3 protein-coding genes are annotated in these 23,508 nt (G+C 72.8%); 2 read left to right on the plus strand and 1 reads right to left on the minus strand.

All coding sequences use genetic code 11. The annotated features are described in order from the left end of the window. Positions 1 to 17: 17 nt before the first annotated feature. Positions 18 to 22,064, plus strand: a complete 22,047-nt coding sequence (locus tag ACIRB1_RS37870; RefSeq protein WP_403468713.1) for a non-ribosomal peptide synthase/polyketide synthase — start codon at positions 18 to 20, stop codon at positions 22,062 to 22,064. 50 nt (positions 22,065 to 22,114) lie between these two features. Next, positions 22,115 to 22,318: an MbtH family protein gene (locus ACIRB1_RS37875; RefSeq protein ID WP_352179513.1), complete on the plus strand. Its 204-nt coding sequence runs from the start codon at positions 22,115 to 22,117 to the stop codon at positions 22,316 to 22,318. 62 nt (positions 22,319 to 22,380) lie between these two features. Here the strand turns inward: ACIRB1_RS37875 and ACIRB1_RS37880 are convergent, their stop codons facing one another. Further along, entirely contained in the window at positions 22,381 to 23,457 is a 1,077-nt protein-coding gene (locus ACIRB1_RS37880; protein WP_403468714.1) for an iron-siderophore ABC transporter substrate-binding protein, read from the minus strand. Positions 23,458 to 23,508: the final 51 nt, after the last annotated feature.

Here is a 23,508-nt window from a genome sequence, read left to right on the forward strand (position 1 = left end):
GGGAGGCACGGGCAGCTGTGGCGGGCAATACGCTTTCTTCCGCACGGGCAACGGCGACGAACGACTTCTGGCGACGGCGGTTCGCGTCACCGGTACCGGAGACGTCCCTGCCGCTGGACTTCCCGCGTCCGACGCGCGGCGACGGCGAGGTGTCCCGCGCGCACCGCGCGGCCCCCCTCGCCGTGACGGCCGACGAGGTCACCCAACTCACCGCCTTCGTCGCCCTGTTGCACCGCTACGGTGGCATCACGGCCACCGAGACCGCGGTCGCCCACGAGGGCCTCCCGCTCCGCGTCACGATCGACGGCGACACCCCGTTCGCCCAACTCCGCGACCACATCACGGCCGTTCGCGAGGAAGCCGCGGCGCACCGCCTCCCGACCACCGATCTGCTACGGCTGCTCGCCCCCGAACCCTTCCGCGGCGGCGGCCTGTTGTGCGCGACCGGCTTCGGCGCCGACCCCTGGGACGAGACCGGCCCCCTGGACCTGGCGCTCACCGTGACCGACGGAGAGGTGGCCGCCGACTACCGCGCCGACCTCTTCTCGCCGGCCACCGTCGACCTGATCCTCGGCCACTACGGCACCCTCCTCGCCGACGCCGTCACCCGCCCGGACACCCCGGTCGCCGACCTCGAACTCCTCGGCGCCGACGAACGGCACCGCATCCTGCACGGCTGGAACGACACCGAGCACGACGTCCCCGCGCTCACCTGGCCGCGCATGTTCGCCGACCAGGTCGCCGCCCGCCCGGACGAGACCGCCCTCATCCACGAGGACGTCCGCCTCACCTACGCCGAACTCGACGCCCGTGCGGCGAAGTTGGCGCACGCCCTGGTGGCCCGGGGTGCCGGACCCGAGCAGGTCGTCGCGCTCGCCGTGCCACGCTCGGCCGACATGATCGTGGCCGAGGTCGCCGTCCTGAAGTCGGGCGCCGCCTACCTCCCGGTCGACACCGACTACCCGGCCGACCGCATCGCCTACATGCTCGCCGACGCCCGCCCGGTCTGCCTGGTCACCACTGCCGAGATCGCCCCCGACCTCCCGCCCGACCTCGACCCACTGGCGCTCGACGCCCCGGAGACGGTCGCCGAGCTGGCCGCGTACCCGGCCCAAGGCCCGTCCACCGCCGACGAGTTGACGACCGCCCACGCGGCCTACGTGATCTACACATCGGGCTCCACCGGCCGCCCCAAGGGCACCGTCCTCTCCCACGCGGGCGTCGCGAAGCTCGTCGCCACCCAGCGGGAACGCTTCGGCATCGGCCCGCACAGCCGGGTTTTGCAGTTCGCCTCGCCCAGCTTCGACGTGGCGTTCTGGGACCTGTGCCTCGGCCTGCTCTCCGGCGGCCGACTGGTCGTCGTCCCCGCCGACCGCCGCGTCCCCGGCGCCCCGCTCGCGGACTACGCCAACGAGCACGGCGTCACGTTCATGATCCTGCCCCCCGCACTCCTGGCCGCCATGCCCGAGGACGTCCGACTCCCGCCCGAGGCAACCCTCCTGGCGGGCACGGAACGCGTCTCACCCGAACTCGTCGGCCGCTACGCACGCGGCCGCATGATGTTCAACGCCTACGGCCCCACCGAGGCCACCACCAACTCCACCCTCGGCCTCTGCGACCCGGACTCCCCGCCCGGCACCATCGTGCCCATCGGCATCCCCGACCCCGGCACCCGCGCCTACGTCCTCGACGACCGACTGCGCCCCGTCCCCGCCGGAGTCACGGGAGAGCTCTACCTCGGCGGCGCCGGACTCGCCCGCGGCTACCTCGGCCGCCCCGCCCTCACCGCCGAACGCTTCGTCGCCGACCCCTTCGGCGCTCCCGGTGAACGCCTCTACCGCACGGGCGACTTGGTGCGCTGGAAGGCGGACGGCCGCCTGGAGTTCCACGGCCGCGTCGACAGCCAGGTCAAGATCCGCGGCTTCCGCGTCGAACCCGGCGAGATCGAGTCCGTCCTGCGCTCCCACCCGTCCGTCGACCAGGCCGCCGTGATCGTCCGCGAGGACCGCCCCGGCGAACGCCGCCTCGCCGCCTACGTCGTGCCCTCCCTGGACGCCGAGGCGACCCCCAACGAGGGGGTGGCGGAGTGGAAGGACCTGCACGAACTCCTCTACTCCGCAGCCGGATCGGACGGCTTCGAAGAGAACTTCGCGGGCTGGAACAGCATGTACGACGGGCTGCCCATCCCGCTCGCCGACCTGCGCGAGTGGCGCGAGGCCACCGTCGACCGCATCCGCGCGCTACGCCCGCGGCGCATCCTGGAAATCGGCGTCGGCTCCGGCCTGCTGCTCTCCCGGCTGGCCCCGGACTGCGCCGAGTACTGGGGCACCGACCTCTCCGAGGAAGCCGTACGCGCCCTCGACGCCCAGGTGTCCGCCGTCCCCGAACTCACCGACCGAGTCACCCTGTTGGCCCGCCCCGCGCACGACCTCACCGGACTGCCCGAGGGCCACTTCGACACCATCGTCGTGAACTCCGTCATCCAGTACTTCCCCGGAGGCGACTACCTCACCGGCGTCCTCCAGAACGCGGCGGCTCTCCTCGCCCCGGGCGGCGCGGTCTTCGTCGGCGACGTACGCAACCTGCGCCTGCTCCGCACGCTCGGCGCGGCCGTCGAGAGCGGACGGGCACAGGACGCGGCGGACGACGACAAGGAAGCCCTGCGCGCCGCCGTGGACCGGGCCGTCGCCTGGGAGGGCGAACTCCTCGTCGACCCCGACTACTTCACCACCCTCGACGGACTCAGCGCCGACATCCGCGTCAAGCGCGGCACCCACCACAACGAACTCACGCGCTACCGCTACGACGTCGTCCTCCGCGCGGAGACGGAGACGGACATGGCCGAGGAGATCCCCGAGTCGCCCTGGCCCGCGGTCGGTTCGGTCCAGTCGCTGGGTGAACTGCTCGCCGAGAGCCCGGAGTCGCTGCGGATCACCGGCATCCCCAACTCCCGTCTCGCCGACGACCTCGCCGCACTCGCCACCCTCGACGACAGCAGCCGGCCGGCCGCCGGACCGTACGGCGTGGACCCCGAGACCCTGCACGAGATCGCCGGGCGGCACGGCTACGAGGCGGCGCTGACCTGGAACGGGACGGCGGAGGACGGCAGCCTCGACGCCGTGTTCGCTCCCCGAGGTCGCGGCCTGGACGGCGTGTTCGCGCCCGGGGAAGGTGGTGTGGACGGCGTGGTCGCGCCCGAGGGCGACGGGCGGGTGCGCGTTCGTTACCGGCCGGGCGGCAGCCACCCGCTCACCAACCGCCCGGCGCCCTTCCGCAACGTCAACGCCCTGATGTCGACCCTGCGGACACACGCCACCGAGTACCTGCCCGACTACATGGTCCCGGCCGCGTTCGTCCCGCTGGACCGGCTGCCCGTCACCCCCAGCGGCAAGCTCGACGCCGCCGCGCTGCCCGTCCCCGACCTCACCCGTCGGCTCAGCGCGGGCCGCGCACCCGGGACGGCCCGCGAGCAGCTGCTGTGCGACCTGTACGCACGGGCGCTCAAGGTGCCCTCCGTCGGTGTCGACGACGACTTCTTCGCCCTCGGCGGCGACAGCATCGTCGCCGTCCAACTCCTCATCCTGGCCCGCCGCGCAGGCCTGGAACTCACCCCGCGCGACGTCTTCCGGCACCGCACGGTCGCCGAACTCGCCACGGTCGCCCGCACGGGCACGGCCGACCTCGTGGAGGAAACGCCCTGGCAGACACTGAGTGACGACGAACTCAGCGCTGTGCAGGGCGAGTTCCCCGTCACGGTCGAGGAGGTCCTGCCCCTCGGGCCGCTTCAGGAAGGCTTCTTCTTCCACGCGCTCGTCGACGGCGCCGAACTCGACGCGTACGTCGTCCAGCAGGTCATCGAACTGTCCGGACCTGTCGACGGCACCCTCCTCCGCGAGGCTGCCCAGCGCCTCGTCGACCGGCACGCCCCGCTGCGTGCCTGCTTCCGCCAGACGCCCGACGGCCGCCCCGTCCAGCTCATCGCGACCGGTCTCGAACTGCCGTGGCGCGACGTGTACTTGGCTCCGGAGGGCGACGCCACGGTCCGCCGCGCACTCGCCGAGGCAGTTGCCGCCGAGGAGCGCGCCCACCCCTTCGACCTCGCCCGCCCGCCGCTGATCCGCTGCGCGCTCATCCGCTTCGGCGAGGACCGCAGCCGACTCGTCCTGACCTTCCATCACATCGTCGCCGACGGCTGGTCCTTGCCGGTCCTGCACCGCGAACTCCTCGCCCTCTACGGCGAGAACCCGACGCCCCTCCCCGAAGTCGCCCCGTACCGCGGCTACCTCCGCCGCATCGCCGGCGCCGACCGCGAGGCCGCCCGTGAGGCTTGGCGCACCGCGCTCGCCGGCGTCGAGGAGCCCACCCGGCTCGTCGAGGCCCCCGCGCCCGCCGGACCGGTCGAACCCGCGCAGATCCGCGTCGAGTTGACCGAGCGCGTCACCTCGCGGCTGGCCGCCCGCGCCCGTGAGCGCGGAGTCACCCTCGGCACGCTCGTACAAGGAGCGTGGGGTCTGCTCGTCGGCCGTATGACGGGCCGCGAGGACGTGCTGTTCGGCACCACGGTCGCCGGACGGGACGCCGCCGTCGACGGCATCGAGTCGATGATCGGCCTGTTCATCAACACCCTGCCCACCCGCCTGCGCTGGGCTCCGGGCGACACCCTGGGCGCACTGCTCGACCGGCTCCAGGAGGAGCAGAGCGCGCTTCTCGACCACCAGCACCTCGGCCTCGCCGACATCCAGCGCGCCACCGGGCACGCGGGCGACGGCGAACTCTTCGACACCCTGGTGGTGTTCGAGAACTACCCCGGCGGCGAGGGCGCCCCGGGCATCACCGACCCCACCGGCACGGTCGCGGTCGCCGGGCACGCCTTCCACGACGCCGTGCACTATCCGCTGGCCCTCATCGTCAAGCCCGGCCGGCGTCTCGACCTGCGCCTCAAGCACCACGCCCGGCGCCTGGACGCCGATGCCGTCCAGGCCCTCGCCGACCGGCTGACCCTCATCCTCCACGCGCTGGCCGACGACCCCGGCGCCCGGGTCGCGGACCTCGATCTGCTGACCCCCGAGGAGCTGGCCACGGCTCATCCGGCGGGGGAGACGCGGGAGGTTGCGGCCACCACGCTTGCCGCCGCGTTCGCGGAGCAGGTCGCGCGTACTCCGGACGCGACGGCGGTTGTCTTCGACGGCGCGACGAGCCCGGAGGAAAGAGGGGGCGCGGAGCGAACCACCCTCACCTACGCCGAACTCGACGCCCGTGCGACGGAGTTGGCGGTACGACTGCGGGCCAGGGGCGCCGGACGGGAACGGTTCGTCGCCGTCGCCGTCCCCCGCTCGGCGGAGCTGATGGTGGCGCTGCTGGGTGTCCTGAAGTCGGGGGCCGCCTATCTGCCCCTCGACCTGGACTATCCGGCGGAGCGGCTCGCGTACATGCTGGCCGACTCGGGGGCGACGATCGTCGTGACGACGGAACGGGACGCGCATCGGCTGCCGTCCGTCGAGGACCTGGACGTGGTGCGGGTGGACGCCGCCTCCCCGAAGGCGGGGCCGGAGGGCGAGGACGACCCGACCGTCCCGTCCGCCCAGCTGCCCGACCCCGCCCGCCCCGACGACCCCGCGTACCTCATCTACACCTCCGGCTCCACCGGCCGCCCCAAGGGCGTGGTCGTCACCCACCGAGCCATCGGCAACCGCCTGGCCTGGATGCAGGGCGCCTACGAACTCACCCCCGACGACCGGGTGTTGCAGAAGACCCCGGCCGGCTTCGACGTGAGCGTCTGGGAGTTCTTCTGGGCGCTGCGCGAGGGCGCCGCCGTCGTCCTCGCCGCCCCCGACGGACACCGCGACCCCGCCTACCTGTCCCGCCTGATCCGGTCCGAGGGCATCACGACGATGCACTTCGTCCCCTCGATGCTGGAGGCGTTCCTCGCCTCCGACGAGGTCACCGCCGACCCCGCGTGGGCGGCCGGCCTGCGCCGCGTCTTCAGCAGCGGCGAGGCCCTGTCCGGGTCGGCCGCGCACCGCTGGCACCAGCTGACCGGCGTCCCGCTGCACAACCTCTACGGCCCCACCGAGGCCGCCGTCGACGTGACGTACCACGCCTACGACGGCGAGCCCGGCACCACCGTGCCCATCGGCCGCCCTGTGTGGAACACCGGCCTGCGCGTGCTCGACGCGTGCCTGCGCCCGGTGCCGGACGGTGTCCCCGGCGAGCTGTACCTGACCGGCGTCCAGCTGGCCCGCGGCTACCACCGGCGCCCCGCGCTCACCGCCGACCGTTTCGTCGCCGACCCCTATGCCACCGAACCCGGCGCCCGCATGTACCGCACCGGCGACCTGGCGCGCCGCCGCCCCGACGGCACCGTCGACTACCTCGGCCGCACCGACCGGCAGGTCAAACTCCGCGGCAACCGGATCGAACTCGGCGAGATCGAAGCCGAGTTGACCCGCATCTCCGCCGTGGCCCGGGGCACCGTCGTCATCCGCGACCAGCGGCTGGTCGCCTACGCGGTGCCGGCGTCCGGCGTCACGCCCGACCCCGCCGCCCTGCGCGCCGCCCTCGCGCAGGCGCTGCCCGCACCCCTGGTCCCCGAGGCGTACGTCGTCCTCGCCGACCTCCCGCTCACCCCGAGCGGCAAGCTGGACCAGGCCGCGCTGCCCGCCCCCGAGGCCGAGCGCGCCGAACGGCGGGCGCCCGCGGGGCCGTTGGAGCGGCAGCTCACCGAGATCTTCGCGGCCGTCCTCGGCATCGAGGACGCCGGCCCCGACGACGACTTCTTCCGGCTCGGCGGCGACAGCATCAGCTCGATCGGTGTCGCGAGCCGGGCCCGTGCGGCGGGCCTGGAGCTGAGCCCGCGCGATGTGTTCACCCACCGCACCCCGGCCGCCCTCGCGACGGCGGCCGGCATCGCAACGGCCGTGCCGAGCGACCGAGTTGAGGCGTTCAGCCTCACGGAGGCCGAGCACGCCCGCGTCCGCGCCGTCGCCGCCCCGGCGGAGGTCGCCGACGTCTGGCCGCTGGCCCCCCTCCAGGAAGGCCTGTTCTTCCACTCGGCGTACGACGAGGGCGCGTTGGACGTCTACACCGTCCACGAGACCTTCGACTTCGCGACCCGCCTCGACACCACCCGGCTGCGCGCCGCCGTCCGCGCCCTGCTCGACCGCAACCCCGGCCTGCGCGCGGGCTTCACCAGCGACGGCCTCGACCAGCCGGTGCAGTTCATCGTCGAGGACCCGGAGATCCCCCTCGAAGAGGTCGACCTCTCCCTCCTCCCCGCGGCCGAACAGGACGTGCTCCTGAGGGAGGTGACGGACGCCGAACGCAACCGCCGCTTCGACCTCTCCGCACCCCCGCTCTTCCGCCTGCTGCTTCTGCGCCTGGGTGCGGAACGCGGCGACCGTCTCGTCATCGGCCGTCACCTGATCCTCTGGGACGGCTGGTCGGCGTGGCTGTTCCTCGATGAACTGTTCGCCCTCTACGAGTCGGGCGGCGATGCCAACGCCCTGCCCGAGCGCGGAAGTTACCGCGAGTATCTGACCTGGCTCGACGAGCGGGACGACTCGGTCGCCACGGCCGCCTGGCGCACCGTGCTGGCCGGACTCGACGAGCCGACGCTGCTCGCGCCGACCGCGACCGACGGCCTCGAACCGGTCATCCCCGACCAGCTCGACGTACGCCTCACCGCCGAACTGAGCGACCGGCTGCGCGAGTTGGCCCCGGCTCACGGACTGACCCTCAACACCCTTCTCAACGCGGCCTGGGGACTCACCCTCGCCTCCGCGACCGGCCGCGCCGACGTCGTGTTCGGCACGACCGTCGCCGGGCGGCCCAGTGAGATCCCTGACGTCGGCGACATCATCGGCCTGTTCCTCAACACCGTCCCGACCCGCATCGCCCTCGACCCCGCCGAACCGGTCCTCGGCCTGCTCCGCCGCATCCAGGGCGAACGCCTCGACCTCATGCCCTACGAGCACCTGAGCCTCGGCGTGCTCCAGGCCGAGACCGGTCACCGCAAGCTCTTCGACACACTGTTCGTGCTGCGCAACAACGACACCGAGGAGCGGTTGGCGGACCTGAAGACCCGGCACGGCGCCACGGCCGTCGCCAACGTCGACGCCACCCACTACCCGGCCAACCTCGTCATCACCCCGGGCCGCGAGATCGCCGTCACGCTCACCCACCGCCCCGACCTCGTCCCGACCGCTCAGGCGCAGGCCCTCCTCGACCGCTTCGCGCTCCTCGTCGACCGCCTCACCACCGACCTCACCGCCCCGGTCGGCTCCCTCGACCCGCTCCTGCCCGCCGAACACGCGGCGCTACGGCGGGAGTCGGCGGCCGGCCGGGTCCCCGACCCCGAGGACACCATCGCCGACCTGCTGGCCGCGCAGGCGGAACGCACCCCGGACGAACGCGCCCTCGTCTTCGGCGAGCGCAGCATGACGTACGCCGAACTCGACGCCGCCGTCAACCGGTTGGCCCGCGTGCTGATCGACCGGGGCGCGGGCCCCGAGCGGGTCGTCGCCCTCGGCCTGCCGCGCTCCCTGGACATGGTGGTCGCGCTCTTCGCGGTCCTGCGCACCGGAGCGGCCTACCTTCCCCTGGAGTTGGACCACCCGGCCGACCGCCTCTCGCTGATGCTGGCCGACGCCCGCCCGCTCCTGCTGCTCAGCACCTCGGCCGTGTCGGCCACGCTGGACGGCGAGATGACCCGCGTTCTGCTCGACACCCCGGAGACCGAGCGGGAGCTGGCGGCCCTGTCGGACGCCCCGGTCCGGCTCCGCTTCAGCCTGGAGCACCCCGCGTACGTCATCTACACCTCCGGCTCCACCGGCCGCCCCAAGGGCGTCGTCACCCCCTACCGGGGCCTGACCAACATGCAGTTGAACCACCAGAAGGAGATCTTCGAACCCGCCATCGCCTCCGCCGGCGGGCGGCGCCTGCGGATCGCGCACACCGTGTCCTTCGCCTTCGACATGTCGTGGGAAGAACTGCTCTGGCTTGTCGAGGGCCACGAAGTGCACGTCTGCGACGAGGAGTTGAGGCGCGACGCCGAGGCGCTGGTCGCCTACTGCCAACGCCACCGCGTCGACGTCGTCAACGTCACCCCCACCTATGCCCGACTCCTCATCGAGCAGGGCCTGTTGGAGGGTCACGTCCCGCCGCTCGTGCTGCTCGGCGGCGAGGCCGTCCCCGAGACGGTGTGGACGGCACTGCGCGACACTGAGGGGACCTACGGCTACAACCTGTACGGGCCGACCGAGTACACCATCAACACCCTCGGCGGCGGCACCCTCGACAGCGACACCCCGACCGTCGGCAAGCCCATCCGCGGCACCCGCGCCCACCTCCTCGACGCCTGGCTGCGCCCGGTGCCGGACGGTGTCCCCGGCGAGCTGTACATCGCCGGAATCGGCCTGGCCCGCGGCTACTTGGACCGCCCCGCGCTGACCGCCGAACGCTTCGTCGCCGACCCGTTCGGTGAACCCGGCGAACGCATGTACCGCACCGGTGACCTGGTGCGCCGCAACCCCGACGGGAACCTCGACTTCCTCGGCCGTACCGACGACCAGGTCAAGATCCGCGGTTACCGCATCGAACCCGGCGAGATCGAAACCGCCCTCAGCCGCCACCCGCTGGTCGCCCAGGCCGCCGTCGTGGTCCGCGACGAACGCCTCGTCGGCTACGTCGTGCCCTCCGGCGCCGACTCCGCCGAACGCACCGCCGCCGAGGCCGCGCAGGTGGGGGAGTGGCAGGAGATCTACTCGGACGAGTACGAGGAGATCGGCACCGCCGTCTTCACCGAGCGGTACGACGGCTGGGACAGTTCCTACGACGGACAGCCCATCCCCTTCGAGGAGATGCACGAGTGGCGCGAGGCCACCCTCGCCCGCATCGGCGCTCTGAGGCCCCGCCGCATCCTCGAAATAGGTGTCGGATCGGGCCTGTTGCTGTCCCGCCTCGCCCCCGAGGCGGAGGCGTACTGGGCCACCGACTTCGCCGCCCCCGTCATCCGCAAGATAGGCGAGGAGGTCCGGCGCGACCCCGCGCTCGCCGCCAAGGTCGAACTGCGCTGCCGCCCGGCCGAGGACCTGAGCGGCCTGCCCTTCGGCTACTTCGACACCATCGTCATCAACTCCGTCATCCAGTACTTCCCGAGCATCGACCACCTCACGACCGTCCTGCGCGGCGCGATGGAACTCCTCGCCCCCGGCGGCGCCCTGTTCGTCGGCGACGTCCGCAACCTGCGGCTCGCCGGCACCTTCCACACCGAGATCCAGCGCACCCGGGGTACCGCCGAAGCGGACCTGGAACGCGCGGTGGAACGCGGCCTGCGGCTGGAGAAGGAACTCCTCGTGGACCCCGACTACTTCACCACCCTCGGCTACGGCGTCGACCTGCGCACCAAGCGCGCCCGCCACCACAACGAACTGTCCCGCCACCGCTACGACGTCGTCCTCTACGCCGACGAGCCGGACGTCCGCCTCGACAACGCCCCGTCCGTCGACTGGGCCACCGGCAACGCCATCGGCGAACTCCTGCGCGGCGACCGGGCATCGGCCGAGGCGATCGGCCAACTCCTCGCAGGCAGCTTGTCCGCGACCGGGGTGACCGGTGAACGCCCGCGTGGTGAACGACCGGAGGCGCTCCGCGTCACCGGCATCCCCGACGGCCGTACCACCGAGACGGGTGTCGACCCCGAGCACCTCCACGAACTCGGCACGGCGGCCGGATACCAGGTGCTGACCACCTGGTCCGAGCAGCGGGGCACGTACGACGCCGTCTTCCTGGAGCTCGCCGAACTCCGCCTGACCGGCGGCCTGTTCAAGCCCGGCGGCGGCACCCACCCCTACGCCAACGACCCCACCGCCGCCCGCGAGGCGAGCGCGCTGGTACGGCGGCTGCGGGACGACCTGGGCCGTGAACTGCCCGACTACATGGTCCCGTCGGCCTTCGTCACCGTCGACGGCCTGCCCATGAACGCCAACGGCAAGCTCGACGTCCGCGCCCTGCCCGACGCCGAACCCGCCGTCGCCCTCGGCGGCGGACGCGGCCCGCGCACACCGCGGGAAGAGGTGCTCTGCCGCCTGTTCGCCGAGGTGCTGGGACTGCCGGAAGTCGGCGCCGAGGACAACTTCTTCGACCTGGGCGGCCATTCACTCCTCGCCACCCGGCTGGTCAGCCGCGCCCGCACGGAGGTGGGCGCCGAACTCGCCATCCGCGACCTCTTCGAGGCCCCGACCCCGGCGCTGCTCGCGGACCGCGCCGACCAGGCCGGCCCGGCCCGCCCGGCGGTCACCCCGGTCGCCGAACGGCCCGACCGCATCCCGCTGTCGGCCGCCCAGCGACGGCTGCTGCTCGTCGAGGAGATCACCGGCAGCGGCGTCGCCTACAACTTCCCGCTGGTCTTCCGACTGCACGGCCCCCTCGACACCGAGGCCCTGACCGCCGCTCTGCGCGATGTCGCCGGCCGCCACGAGGCCCTGCGGACGGTCTTCCCGACGCACGAGGGCGAGCCGTACCAGCGGATCGTCCCGGCCGGGGACGTGGCCGTGTCCTGCGCGGTTCTCCACTGCGCCGAGCACGAACTGCCCGCGCTGATCGAGTCGGCCCAGCGCCGCCCCTTCGACCTCACCACCGAACTGCCCCTGCGCTGCGAGGTGTTCAGGCTCGGCCCGGACCAACACGTGGTCGCCGTCGTCCTGCACCACATCACCACCGACGAGTGGTCCGACCGCCCCTTCCTCGACGACCTCGACACCGCCTACACGGCCCGCCGCCAGGGACGAGCCCCGGAGTGGGTGCCTCTGCCGGTGCAGTACGCCGACTACACCCTCTGGCAGGACGACCTCCTCGCCCGCACCGGCGACGCCCAACTCGCGCACTGGGTGCAGGCGTTGCGCGGACTGCCCGACGAACTCGCCCTGCCCACCGACCGACCCCGCCCCACCGCACCGACCGGCCATGGCGGCAAGGTCCGCCTGGAACTCCCCACCGCCACCGGCCACGCCCTGCGCGACCTCTCCGGCGCCACCGGCACCAGTATGTTCATGCTGTTCCAGGCAGCCACCGCCGCCCTGCTGAACCGGCTCGGCGCGGGCGACGACATCCCGCTCGGCGCCCCCATCGCGGGCCGCACCGACGAGGCACTCGCCGACATGGTGGGCTTCTTCGTCAACACCCTCGTACTGCGCACCGATGTCTCCGGCGACGACCTGACCTTCCGCGAACTCCTCGGCCGGGTGAGGGGGGCGTCCCTCGCCGCCTTCGAGTACCAGGACCTGCCCTTCGACCGGGTCGTGGAGGCCCTCAACCCGCCCCGCGTGGCCGGCCGCAACCCCCTCTTCCAGGTCATGCTCGGCTACCACCACCGCCCTGACGGTGATCCGGACGTGCTCGGCCTCACGACCGAGTGGTTCGACATGGACACCGGCATGGCCAAGTTCGACCTGCACTTCACCTTCGTCGACGAGACGGGCAGCGACCGGGTCGTCCTGCTCCTGGAGTACGCGACCGACCTCTTCGATCACGACACCGCGGAGCGCATCGCCGCCCGCATGGCCCGCTTGCTGGACCACGCGGCAGCCGAACCCGACCGCGCGGTAAGGGACTTCGACCTCCTGGCCGACACCGAACGCGCCCTGGTCCTGGGGGAGTGGAACGCCACCGAGCACCCCGTCCCGGCCACCACCCTCCCGGAACTCTTCCGCGCCCAGGCGGCCCGCACCCCCGACGCGACGGCCCTCGTCTTCGAGGGCCGGTCGCTGACCTACGCGGAGCTGGACACCCAAGTCGAGCACACGGCACGGGCGTTGGCAGCACTCGGCGCAGCCCCTGAGCGGACCGTCGCCGTAACCCTCCCGCGCTCACTCGAACTCGTCGTCGCCCTGCTCGCCGTCCACCGGGCCGGAGCCGCCTACCTCCCGCTCGACCCCGACTACCCGGAGGACCGCCTGGCCCTCATGGTCGAGGACGCCCGCCCGGTGCACATCGTCCGCGACACCCTGCCGACCGGCCCCGAGGGTCAACTCCCCACGTCCTACGACCCGTCGAGCCCGGCGTACGTCATCTACACCTCCGGCTCGACCGGCCGTCCGAAGGGTGTCGTCGTCCCGCACGAGGGCATCGTCAACCGGCTGCTCTGGATGCAGGACGCGTACGGACTGACGGCCGACGACCGGGTGCTCCAGAAGACGCCGTCCAGCTTCGACGTGTCGGTGTGGGAGTTCTTCTGGCCGCTGATCACCGGCGCGACCCTGGTCGTCGCCAGGCCCGAAGGCCACCGCGACCCGGCCTACTTGGCAGGGCTGATCCGCGAACAGGGCGTCACCACTGTCCACTTCGTGCCCTCCATGCTGCAACTCTTCCTGGAGGAACCGGCCGCGGCCGACTGCACCGTACTGCGTCGCGTGATGTGCAGCGGCGAGGCCCTGCCCGTCGCCCTCACCCACCGCTTCCACGACGTCCTGACCACCGCCGGACTCCACAACCTCTACGGCCCGACCGAGGCCGCGGTCGACGTCACGGCCGTCGAGATCGCACCGGACGCGGCCGGCGTCCCGATCGGCCGCCCGGTCTGGAACACCCGCACCTACGTCCTCGACGCGGGGCTGCGGCCCGTACCGCCCGGCGTCCCGGGCGAGTTGTACCTCGCGGGCATCCAGCTCGCGCGCGGCTACCTCGACCGACCCGGCCTCACAGCCGAACGGTTCGTCGCCGACCCGTACGGCGCTCCCGGCACCCGCATGTACCGCACCGGCGACCTGGCGCGCTGGAACGCCGACGGGACCATCGACTACCTGGGCCGCACCGACGACCAGGTGAAGGTACGCGGCTTCCGCGTCGAACCCGCCGAGATCGAAGGCGTGTTGACCACGTACCCGTCCGTCGCGCACGCGGTCGTCGTGGTCCGGGAGCAGCGCCTCGTCGCCTATGTGGTCCCGGCCGGGGGCACCGGAGCGGCGGACACGGAGTCGATCCGCGCCCACACCGCCGCCGCACTCCCCGCCCACATGGTCCCCGCCGTGTTCGTCACGCTCGACGCGCTGCCCCTCACCCCCAACGGCAAGCTGGACCGCGCCGCCCTGCCCGCCCCCGACTTCACGACCCGCACCGGCACCGCGCCCCGCGGCCCCCGCGAGGAGATCCTCGCCGGACTCTTCGGCGACGTCCTCGGCCTCGAACCGGTCGGCGCCGACGACGACTTCTTCACCCTCGGCGGCCACTCCCTCCTCGCCATGCGGCTGGTGAGCCGTGTCCGCTCGGTGCTCGGCGCCGACCTCACCGTCCGTACCGTCTTCGAGGCCCCCACCCCCGCACAGCTCGCGGCCCGCCTCGACGACCGGGCCGGCGGACTGCCCGTGCTCGTCCCGGCCGACCGCCCCGACGAACTCCCGCTCTCCCACGCCCAGCAGCGCCTGTGGCTGCTGCACCGCATCGAGGGCCCGGGATCGACGTACAACATCCCCGCAGCCTGGCGCCTGACCGGCACACTCGACCGCGATGCCCTGTCCGCCGCCCTCGACGACCTCGCCCTCCGCCACGAGAGCCTGCGCACGCTCTACCCCGAACAGCACGGCCGCCCGCGCCAGGTCGTGCTGGACGCGGCCTCCGTGCCGCTCCACCACAGCCGCGTCACGGAGACCCACCTGCCCGACCGGCTCACCGAGGCCGCGGCACGCGGCTTCGACATCGACCGCGAAATCCCGCTGCGGGCGCACCTGTTCGAGGTGAGCGAGGACGAGCACGTCCTGCTGCTGGTGCTGCACCACATCGCCGGCGACCAGTGGTCCGACGGCCCGTTGTGGCGCGATCTGGCCACCGCGTATGAGGCCCGCCGCGAGGGGCGGGCCCCCGCGTGGGCTCCGCTGCCGGTGCAGTACGCCGACTACGCCCTCTGGCACCGCGATGCGCTCGGCGACGCCGACGCCCCGGACAGCCGCCAGTCCCGGCAACTCGCCTACTGGCAGCAGACCTTGGCGGGCCTGCCGGACGAGCTCGCGCTGCCCACTGACCGCGCCCGCCCGCTGGAAAGCAGTCACCGGGGCGGTGCGGTCGGCCTGACGCTCGATGCCCAACGGACACGGGAACTGCGGGCGTTGGCCCGGCGCCACGGCGTCAGTATGTTCATGGTCACCCAGGCCGCCGTCGCCGCGCTGCTGCACCGGCTCGGCGCCGGGGACGACATCCCGCTCGGCGCGCCCATCTCCGGACGGGGCGACGAACACCTCGAAGACCTGGTCGGCTTCTTCGTCAACACCCTTGTCCTGCGCACCGATCTGTCCGGCGACCCCACGTTCGCCGACCTGCTCGCCCGCGTCCGGAACACCGACCTCGCCGCCTACGAGCACCAGGACCTGCCCTTCGACCGTCTGGTGGAGGCCGTCAACCCGGTCCGTTCGCTGGCCCGGCACCCGCTGTTCCAGGTGATGGTCGTCCACCTCGACGACGAGGGCGCCACCCCCGCCCTGCCCGGCCTGACCGCCCGCCGTGAGGAACTCGGCCAGCAGGGCGCCAAGTTCGACCTCAGCTTCGACTTCGTCGAGCAGGGCGAGGACGGCATGCGGTGCTGGATCGAGTACAGCGCCGACCTCTTCGACGAGGCGACCGCCGAACTCCTGGCTCAACGGCTGGAGTCGCTGCTCGCCCAGATCGCCACTGACCCCGACCGCCGCATCGGCGCACTCGACGTCCTGCGCAACGACGAACGCGCCCTCGTCCTCACCGACTGGAACGACACCGCCCGAACCATCCCCGACCTCACCCTTCCCGAGCTGTTCCGCGCCCAGGTCGCACGCACTCCCGATGCCACGGCCGTCGTCTTCGAGGACACCGCCCTCACCTACGCCGAACTCGACCTGCGCGTCCAGCGGTTGGCCCATACGCTCGCGGCGCGGGGCGCACAGGCCGAAGCGGTCGTCGCCGTCGCGCTGCCGCGTTCCCTCGCCCTCGTGGTGTCGCTCCTAGCGGTCCACCGCGCGGGCGCCGCCTATCTGCCCCTCGACACCGGCTACCCGGCCGAACGGCTCGCGTACACGCTCGCCGACGCCCACCCGGCCTGCCTCATCACCGCCGACGGTGTCGCCCTCCCGGACACCGACGTGCCCACCCTGACGGTCGACGCGGACGGCACCCCCGACCACCCGGCGCACGCACCCCTGCCCACCGTCCACGACCCCCGGCACCCCGCCTACGTCATCTACACCTCCGGCTCCACCGGCCGCCCCAAGGGCGTCACCGTCCCCCACCAGGGCATCACCAACCGCCTGTTGTGGATGCAGGACACCTACCGCCTCGACGCCGACGACCGGGTGCTTCAGAAGACGCCGGCCGGGTTCGACGTGTCGGTGTGGGAGTTCTTCTGGCCGCTGATCACCGGCGCCACGCTTGTCGTCGCCCGTCCGGAAGGCCACCGGGACCCGGTCCACCTCGCCGACCTGATCCGGCGTCAGCACATCACCACGGCCCACTTCGTGCCGTCGATGCTGCGCGCCTTCCTCGACGAGCCGGGCGCCGCCCGCTGCACCGGCCTGCGCCACGTCATGTGCAGCGGCGAGGCGTTGCCCGCCCCCCTGGCCGCCCGCTTCCACCAGATCCTCCCGGGCAGCCGTCTGCACAACCTCTACGGCCCGACCGAGGCGTCCGTCGACGTCACCGCCCACGAGGTCCCCGCCGACCCGGCCACCGTGCCGATCGGCCGCCCGGTGTGGAACACCCGCACCTACGTCCTCGACGCCGGACTCCGCCCCGTACCGCCCGGTATGGCCGGCGAACTGTACCTGGCGGGCGTCCAGTTGGCACGCGGCTACCTCGGCCGCCCCGCCCTGACCGCCGAACGCTTCGTCGCCGACCCGTACGCCACCGAGCCCGGCGCCCGTATGTACCGCACCGGCGACCTGGCCCGCTGGACCCGGGACGGTGAGCTGGAGTACCTCGGCCGCGCCGACGACCAGGTCAAGCTGCGCGGCTTCCGTATCGAACTCGGCGAGATCGAGAGCGTGCTGGCCGCCCACGAGAGCGTCGCGCACGCCACCGTCGTCCTCCGGGACGAACGGCTCGTCGCCTACGTCGTGGCGGAAGAAGCCGCGGACTCGGCCCAACTCCGCGCCCATGCGGCCCAGTCGCTGCCCGACCACATGGTCCCTGCCGCCGTCGTCACCCTCGACGCCCTCCCGCTCACCCCCAACGGCAAGCTCGACCGCCGTGCCCTGCCCGCCCCCGACTTCGCCGCCGAGGTCACCGCCACCCGCCCGCGCACACCGCTGGAGGAGACCCTCTGCGCTCTCGTCGCGGACGTGCTCGGTCTCGAACGCGTCGGTGTCGAGGACGACTTCTTCTCGCTCGGCGGCGACAGCATCGTGGCCATGCAACTGGTCTCCCGGGCCCGCGCGGCCGGACTCACCTTCAGCCCGCGTGACGTCTTCCGGCACAAGTCGGCGGCGGGGCTGGCCACGGTGACCGCGACCGCGGTCACCGACGGACGTGACGACGACGTCATCCTGCTCGACCTCACCGACGACGAGCGCACCGAGCTGGCCGCGCTGCCCGCCGGGACCGAGGTCCTGCCCGTGTCCCCGCTCCAGGCCGGCCTGCTCTTCCACGCCGCCCTCGACTCCGGCGACGACGGCCCCGACGTCTACACCGTCCAGGTCTCCTACGACCTCGAAGGCCCCCTGGACGCCGACCGGTTGCACACCGCCGCGCAGTCCCTGCTCGACGCGCACGAGAACCTGCGCAGCGGGTTCCGGCACCTGTCCTCCGGACGGCCCGTCGCCGTCGTACCGCGCACGGCCGTCCTGCCCTGGCGGCAGCTCGACCTCACGGACGACCCGGAGGAATGGGAGCGGCTCCTGGTGCAGGAGCGGCGCCGCTTCGACCCCGAACGGCCGCCGCTGCTCCGACTGTTGCTGGCCCGGCTCGGCCCCGACCGGCACCGGCTCGTGCTCTCGCACCAGCATCTCCTGCTGGACGGCTGGTCGTTGCCGCTGCTCACCGCCCAACTCCGGGCGCGCTACGAGGGCCGCACCCCGGCCGCGCCCGCCCCGTACCGTGCGCATCTGCGGCTGCTGGCCGCGCAGGACCCGGCCGCCTCCACCGCCGCGTGGGCCGAGGCTCTCGCCGGACTGGCCGAGCCCACGCGGCTCGCGCCCGTCGACCCCGACCGCGCGGCCGCCGTACCGTCCACCCACACCGTCGAGTTGGACCCGGGCCGCACGGCCGAACTGGAGGCGTTCGCGCGCCGTCAGGGCGTCACCGTCAACACCCTTGTCCAGGCCGCGTGGGGCGTGCTGCTGGGTCGGCTCACCGGCCGCGACGACGTGGTGTTCGGTGCCACCGTCGCCGGACGCTCGCCCGAACTGCCCGGAGCCGAGGCGATGATCGGCCTCTTCATCAACACCGTCCCCGTGCGGCTACGGGTCCGCCCCCAGGAGAGCGTCACCGCACTCCTCAACCGGCTTCAGGACGAGCAGTCCCGGCTCATCGCCCACCAGCACCTCGGTCTCGCCGACATCCAGCGGGCCGCCGGACTGGGCGAACTCTTCGACACCCTCGTGGTGTTCGAGTCCTACCCGGTCGCCGACGACGAGGAGAGCGACGGACCGCGCGTCACCGTCCGCGACCACGAGGACTCCACCCACTACCCGTTCGCCTGGGCCGTCGAGCCCGCCGAACGGCTGCGCCTCACCGCCGAGTTCAGGCCCGACCTCTTCCGGCCGGCCGTCGTACGACGGATCACGGACGCCCTGACCGCCCTGCTCACCGGCATGGCCGCCGACCCCGACCGTCCCGTCGGCCGCCTCGACCTGCTCGCTCCCGCCGAGCGGCACACCGTCCTGGAGACCTGGAACGACACCGCGCTGCCCGCGCTCGTGACCGAACGGCTGGGCACCGTGCCGGAGCTGTTCGTCGCGCAGGCCGCCGCCGACCCCGGCGCGGTCGCCGTCACCGACGGCCGCACGACCTGGACGTTCGCCGAACTCGACGCACGCACCGACCGGTTGGCCCGCGTCCTCGCCGGACACGGAGCGGGTCCCGAGCGGATCGTGGCCCTCGCGCTGCCCCGCACCGCCGACCACATCGCCGCGATCCTCGCCGTGATGAAGGCGGGCGCCGCGTACCTGCCCCTGGACCCCGACCTCCCCGAGTCCCGCCTCACCGGCATGCTCGACGACGCCCGTCCCGTGCTGATCCTGGCCACGGACGAGACGGCCGCCACGCTGCCCCCGACCATCATTCCCATCCTGCGGCTCGACGTCCCGGCCGACGGACTCCCGGAGGCCGATCCCGTCGCCCCCGGCCCCGACCACCCCGCCTACGTCATCTACACCTCCGGCTCCACCGGCCGCCCCAAGGGCGTCGTCGTCACCCAGCGAGGCATCGCCAACCTCTTCCACAGCCACCGGCACGACCTGCATCAAGTCGCCAGGCAGCGCACGGGACTTCGGCGGCTGCGCGTCGGGCACGCCTGGTCGTTCTCCTTCGACGCCTCCTGGCAGCCGCAGCTGTGGCTCCTGGACGGACACGCCCTGCACATCGCCGACGACGAGACCCGCCGCGACCCCGAACTCCTCGCCGCGTTCATCCGCGACCGGGGCATCGACTTCATCGAGGTCACCCCGTCCCTGCTCGCGCGGATGGCGGACAGCGGGCTGATCGGAGACGAGGGCGACTGCCCGCTCTCCGTGGTCGGCTTCGGCGGCGAGGCCGTCCCCGAGTCCCTGTGGACCCGGCTGGCCGCCCTGTCGGACACCGAGGCGTTCAACCTCTACGGCCCCACCGAGGCCACCGTCGACGCCCTCGTCGGCCGAGTCCGCGACAGCGCCACCCCGGTCGTCGGACGTCCCGTCCACGAGTCCCGCGCCTACGTCCTCGACACCGCCCTGCGCCCCGTACCGCCCGGCGTCACGGGGGAGTTGTACCTGTCGGGCCCCGGTCTGGCCCGCGGTTACCTCGGCCGGCCCGAACTCACCGCCGAACGCTTCGTCGCCGACCCGTACGCCACACAGCCCGGCGAGCGCATGTACCGCACCGGTGACATGGCCCGCTGGACCGAGGACGGCCAACTGGAGTTCGCCGGCCGCACCGACGACCAGGTCAAGATCCGCGGCTACCGCATCGAACTCGCCGAGATCGAGGCCGCGCTCGACACCCACCCGGCCGTCGCGCAGACCGTGGTCGTGGCCCGGGAACACCGGCCCGGGATGCGGCAGTTGATCGCCTACGCGGTCGCCGACGGGACGGACGGGGCGACACTGCGCGCCCACGCCGCCGCCGTCCTGCCCGACTACATGGTCCCGGCCGCCGTGGTCGTCCTCGACCGGCTGCCGCTGCTCTCCAACGGCAAGCTGGACCGATCCGCCCTGCCCGCCCCGGACTTCACCGCCCAGGGCGGCGGCCGGGCACCGTCGAGCGACACCGAGCGCACCCTGCGCGACCTGTTCGCGGACGCCCTCGGGCTGCCCGCCGAGGCCATCGGCACGGACGACGACTTCTTCGCCTTCGGCGGCGACAGCATCGTCGCCATGAACCTGGTCGCCCGAGCCCGCGCGGCCGGTCTGCGGGTCACGCCCCGGCAGGTCTTCCAGCACCGAACCGTCGCCGCCCTCGCGGCCGTTGCCGTCCCGCTCGGCACCGGCGAACGGCACGCCGTCCACGACGACGGCACCGGCACCGTCCCGCTCACCCCGATCATGCGCGGCCTGCTGGAGCGCGGCGGCCCCATCGCCGCCTACCACCAGGCGGCCCTGGTCCGGACCCCGGCCGACCTCACCGAACCCGGCCTGCTGACCGTGCTCACGGCACTCGCAGCCCGGCACGACATGCTCCGGGCCCAACTCGTCCGCGAACCGGAGTGGTTGCTGCGGGTACCGGCCGCACACGACACCGACGTCAGCGCCTGGCTCACCCGCGCCGACGTACGCGGCGCCGACGACACCGCACTGCGCGCCGCCATCTCCCGCCACGCCGAGACGGCCCGGGCCGGGCTCGACCCGGACGCCGGGGCGATGGTCCGGGCGGTCTGGTTCGACGCCGGACCCGGACGACCCGGCCGACTCCTCGTCCTGGTCCACCACTTGGTGATCGACGGCGTCTCCTGGCGCGTCCTGCTGCCCGACCTCGCCACCGCCTGGGCGGCGGTCAGGAGCGGCCGTACGCCCGAACTCGTGCCGGTGGAGCTGTCGTTCGCCCGCTGGTCCCGGCTCCTCAGGACCCGCGCCACCGACCCCGCCACCGAGGACGAGCTGCGGTGGTGGACCTCCGCCCTCGCCGAGGGTGCCGAACTCCCGCTCTCCCGACCGCTCGACTCCGCCCGGGACACGGTCGCCACCACCGGCTACGTCTCCCTGTCCCTGCCCGCCGACATCACCGGCCCGCTGCTGAGCCGGGCCCCGGCCGCGTTCGGAGCCACCGTCAACGACGTACTGCTCACCGCGTTCGCGCTGGCGGTAGGCGACTGGCGGACCCGCGCCCTGGGGGCCGAACGATCGGGCGGGCCCGTGCTGGTGGACGTGGAGGGCCACGGGCGCGAGGAACGACTCGCGGGCGACGCCGATCTGTCCCGTACGGTCGGCTGGTTCACCAGCGTCGTGCCCGTACGCCTCGACCCGGGCGAGGCCGACCTGGCGGACGCCGTCACGGACGGGCCCGCGCTGGACGCGGCCCTGGCCCGGGTCCGCGAGCACCTCGCCGCCCTGCCCGCCGCCGGAATGGGACACGGCCTGCTGCGCCACCTCAACCCCGGGACCGGCCCGCGCCTCGCCCAACTCGACGCGCCGCAGATCGAGTTCAACTACATGGGCCGCTTCGACCGCCCGGCGGCAGCCGACTGGTCCTACGCCCCCGAGGACGCCGCCGCCGACCTCGACGCCGACCCCGGCCAGCCCATGTCCCACGCCCTGACCCTCAACGCCATCACCGAAGACCGCCCGGAGGGGCCGGAGTTGAGCGCCCACTGGGCGTACGCCGCCGAACTCCTCACCGAGGAACAAGTGCGGGACCTGGCCCGCACCTGGTTCCGGGCACTGGAGGCGGTCGTACGACGAGCGGCCGTACTCAACAAGTTCTGACCCAGACCGACTTACCCCCGTCCGCAGCAGAGAGGCAAGGAACCCCTGACATGAGCAACCCCTTCGAGAACCCCGACGGCGTCTACTCCGTTCTCGTCAACGACGAGGGCCAGCACAGCCTGTGGCCCGACTTCGTGGATGTGCCGGCGGGCTGGACGGTCGCCTACGGACCGGCCGCGCGGCAGGAGTGCCTCGACCACATCGAGGCCAACTGGACGGACATGAGGCCGAAGAGTCTCGTCGACGGCGCCTGAGCACGGCAAAGGGGGCGGGCCCGAGATGTCCTCGGACCCGCCCCCTTTCGCGTTCCCTGACGTCAGGAGGCCGGCTGCTCCACCTTCGTCGACGTCCGGCCGTCCACCGCCGCCGCGAGCTGCGGCACCATGCGGTCCAGGACGTAGGGGATGCTCAACACCGTCGACAGGGACACGGCGTTGCCGTAGTCGCTGGTCTCCTTGACGAAGACCTCACGGCCCTGCTTCACCACGTTCAGGTCGCCGTAGATCTTGTCGCCGTGCAGCTTGGTGACGGCCGTGGTGGTGTCCGGCACGATCCACACGGCGACCTTCTGGTCGAGGAGGTCGTAGCGCTCCTTGCTGATGTTCGCGCCGAACGTGTCACCGATGACCTTGTCGAGGTCCTTCGGCAGCGAGAAGCCCAGGTCGGAGAGGAGGCGGGAGCGCGGGTCCTGGCTGCCGTAGACGAAGACGCCCTCGTACGGGGTCGCCATCACGGCCGACGCCCCGGCGAACGCCGGGTTGGCCTTCTTGGCCGCGGCGAACCGGGCCTCGACGCCCGACACCAGGGTCTTGGCCTCGTCGGCCTTGCCCATCGCCCTGCCGATCTCCTCGGTCTGCTGCTGCCACGGCACGCCGTAGTCGTTGTACGCCTTCGGCTGGGCGACGACCGGCGCGAACCGCGACAGGCTCTGGTACTGCGCCTTCGTCAGACCGGAGTAGACCGCGAGGATCAAGTCCGGCTTCAGCGCGGCGATCTTCTCCACCTGCGGGCCGGTGCCGGTGTCCTTGAGGACGGTCGGCGCCGGTGAACTCCCCAGCTTGTCCTTGGCCCACGGGCCGATCGTGCCCTGGTAGCCGCCGAGCCATTCCGTCGTGCCCACCGGCACCTTGCCCAGGGCGAGGACCGCGTCCTGGTCGGTGAGGCCGACGGTGACGATGCGCCGCGGCTCGGACTTGATCGTCGTGCTGCCGAACTTGTGGGCGATCGTCACCGGGAAGGCGTCCGCGGACGCCTTCGAGTCCGACCCCGAGGTGGCCGAACCGGACGACGTGGAGCCGGAGTCGGAGGAACCACAGCCGACCGCCGTGACGGCCAGCAGGAGTACGGAGGCGAGCAGACCGGACAGCCGGGAGGCTCTGGTGGCGCGGGGCATCGGATGATCCTTCTGTTCGTCGCGGTGGGTTCGGCGGGGGGTGACAGGTCG

The sequence above is a fragment of the Streptomyces sp. NPDC096013 genome (assembly GCF_044763565.1).
Taxonomy (GTDB): domain Bacteria; phylum Actinomycetota; class Actinomycetes; order Streptomycetales; family Streptomycetaceae; genus Streptomyces.

Excerpts from the sequence above, each read along its gene's own strand:
- ACIRB1_RS37875 (WP_352179513.1), top strand. The coding sequence starts at position 22,115 with ATGAGCAACCCCTTCGAGAACCCCGACGGCGTCTACTCCGTTCTCGTC.
- ACIRB1_RS37880 (WP_403468714.1), bottom strand. The coding sequence starts at position 23,457 with ATGCCCCGCGCCACCAGAGCCTCCCGGCTGTCCGGTCTGCTCGCCTCC.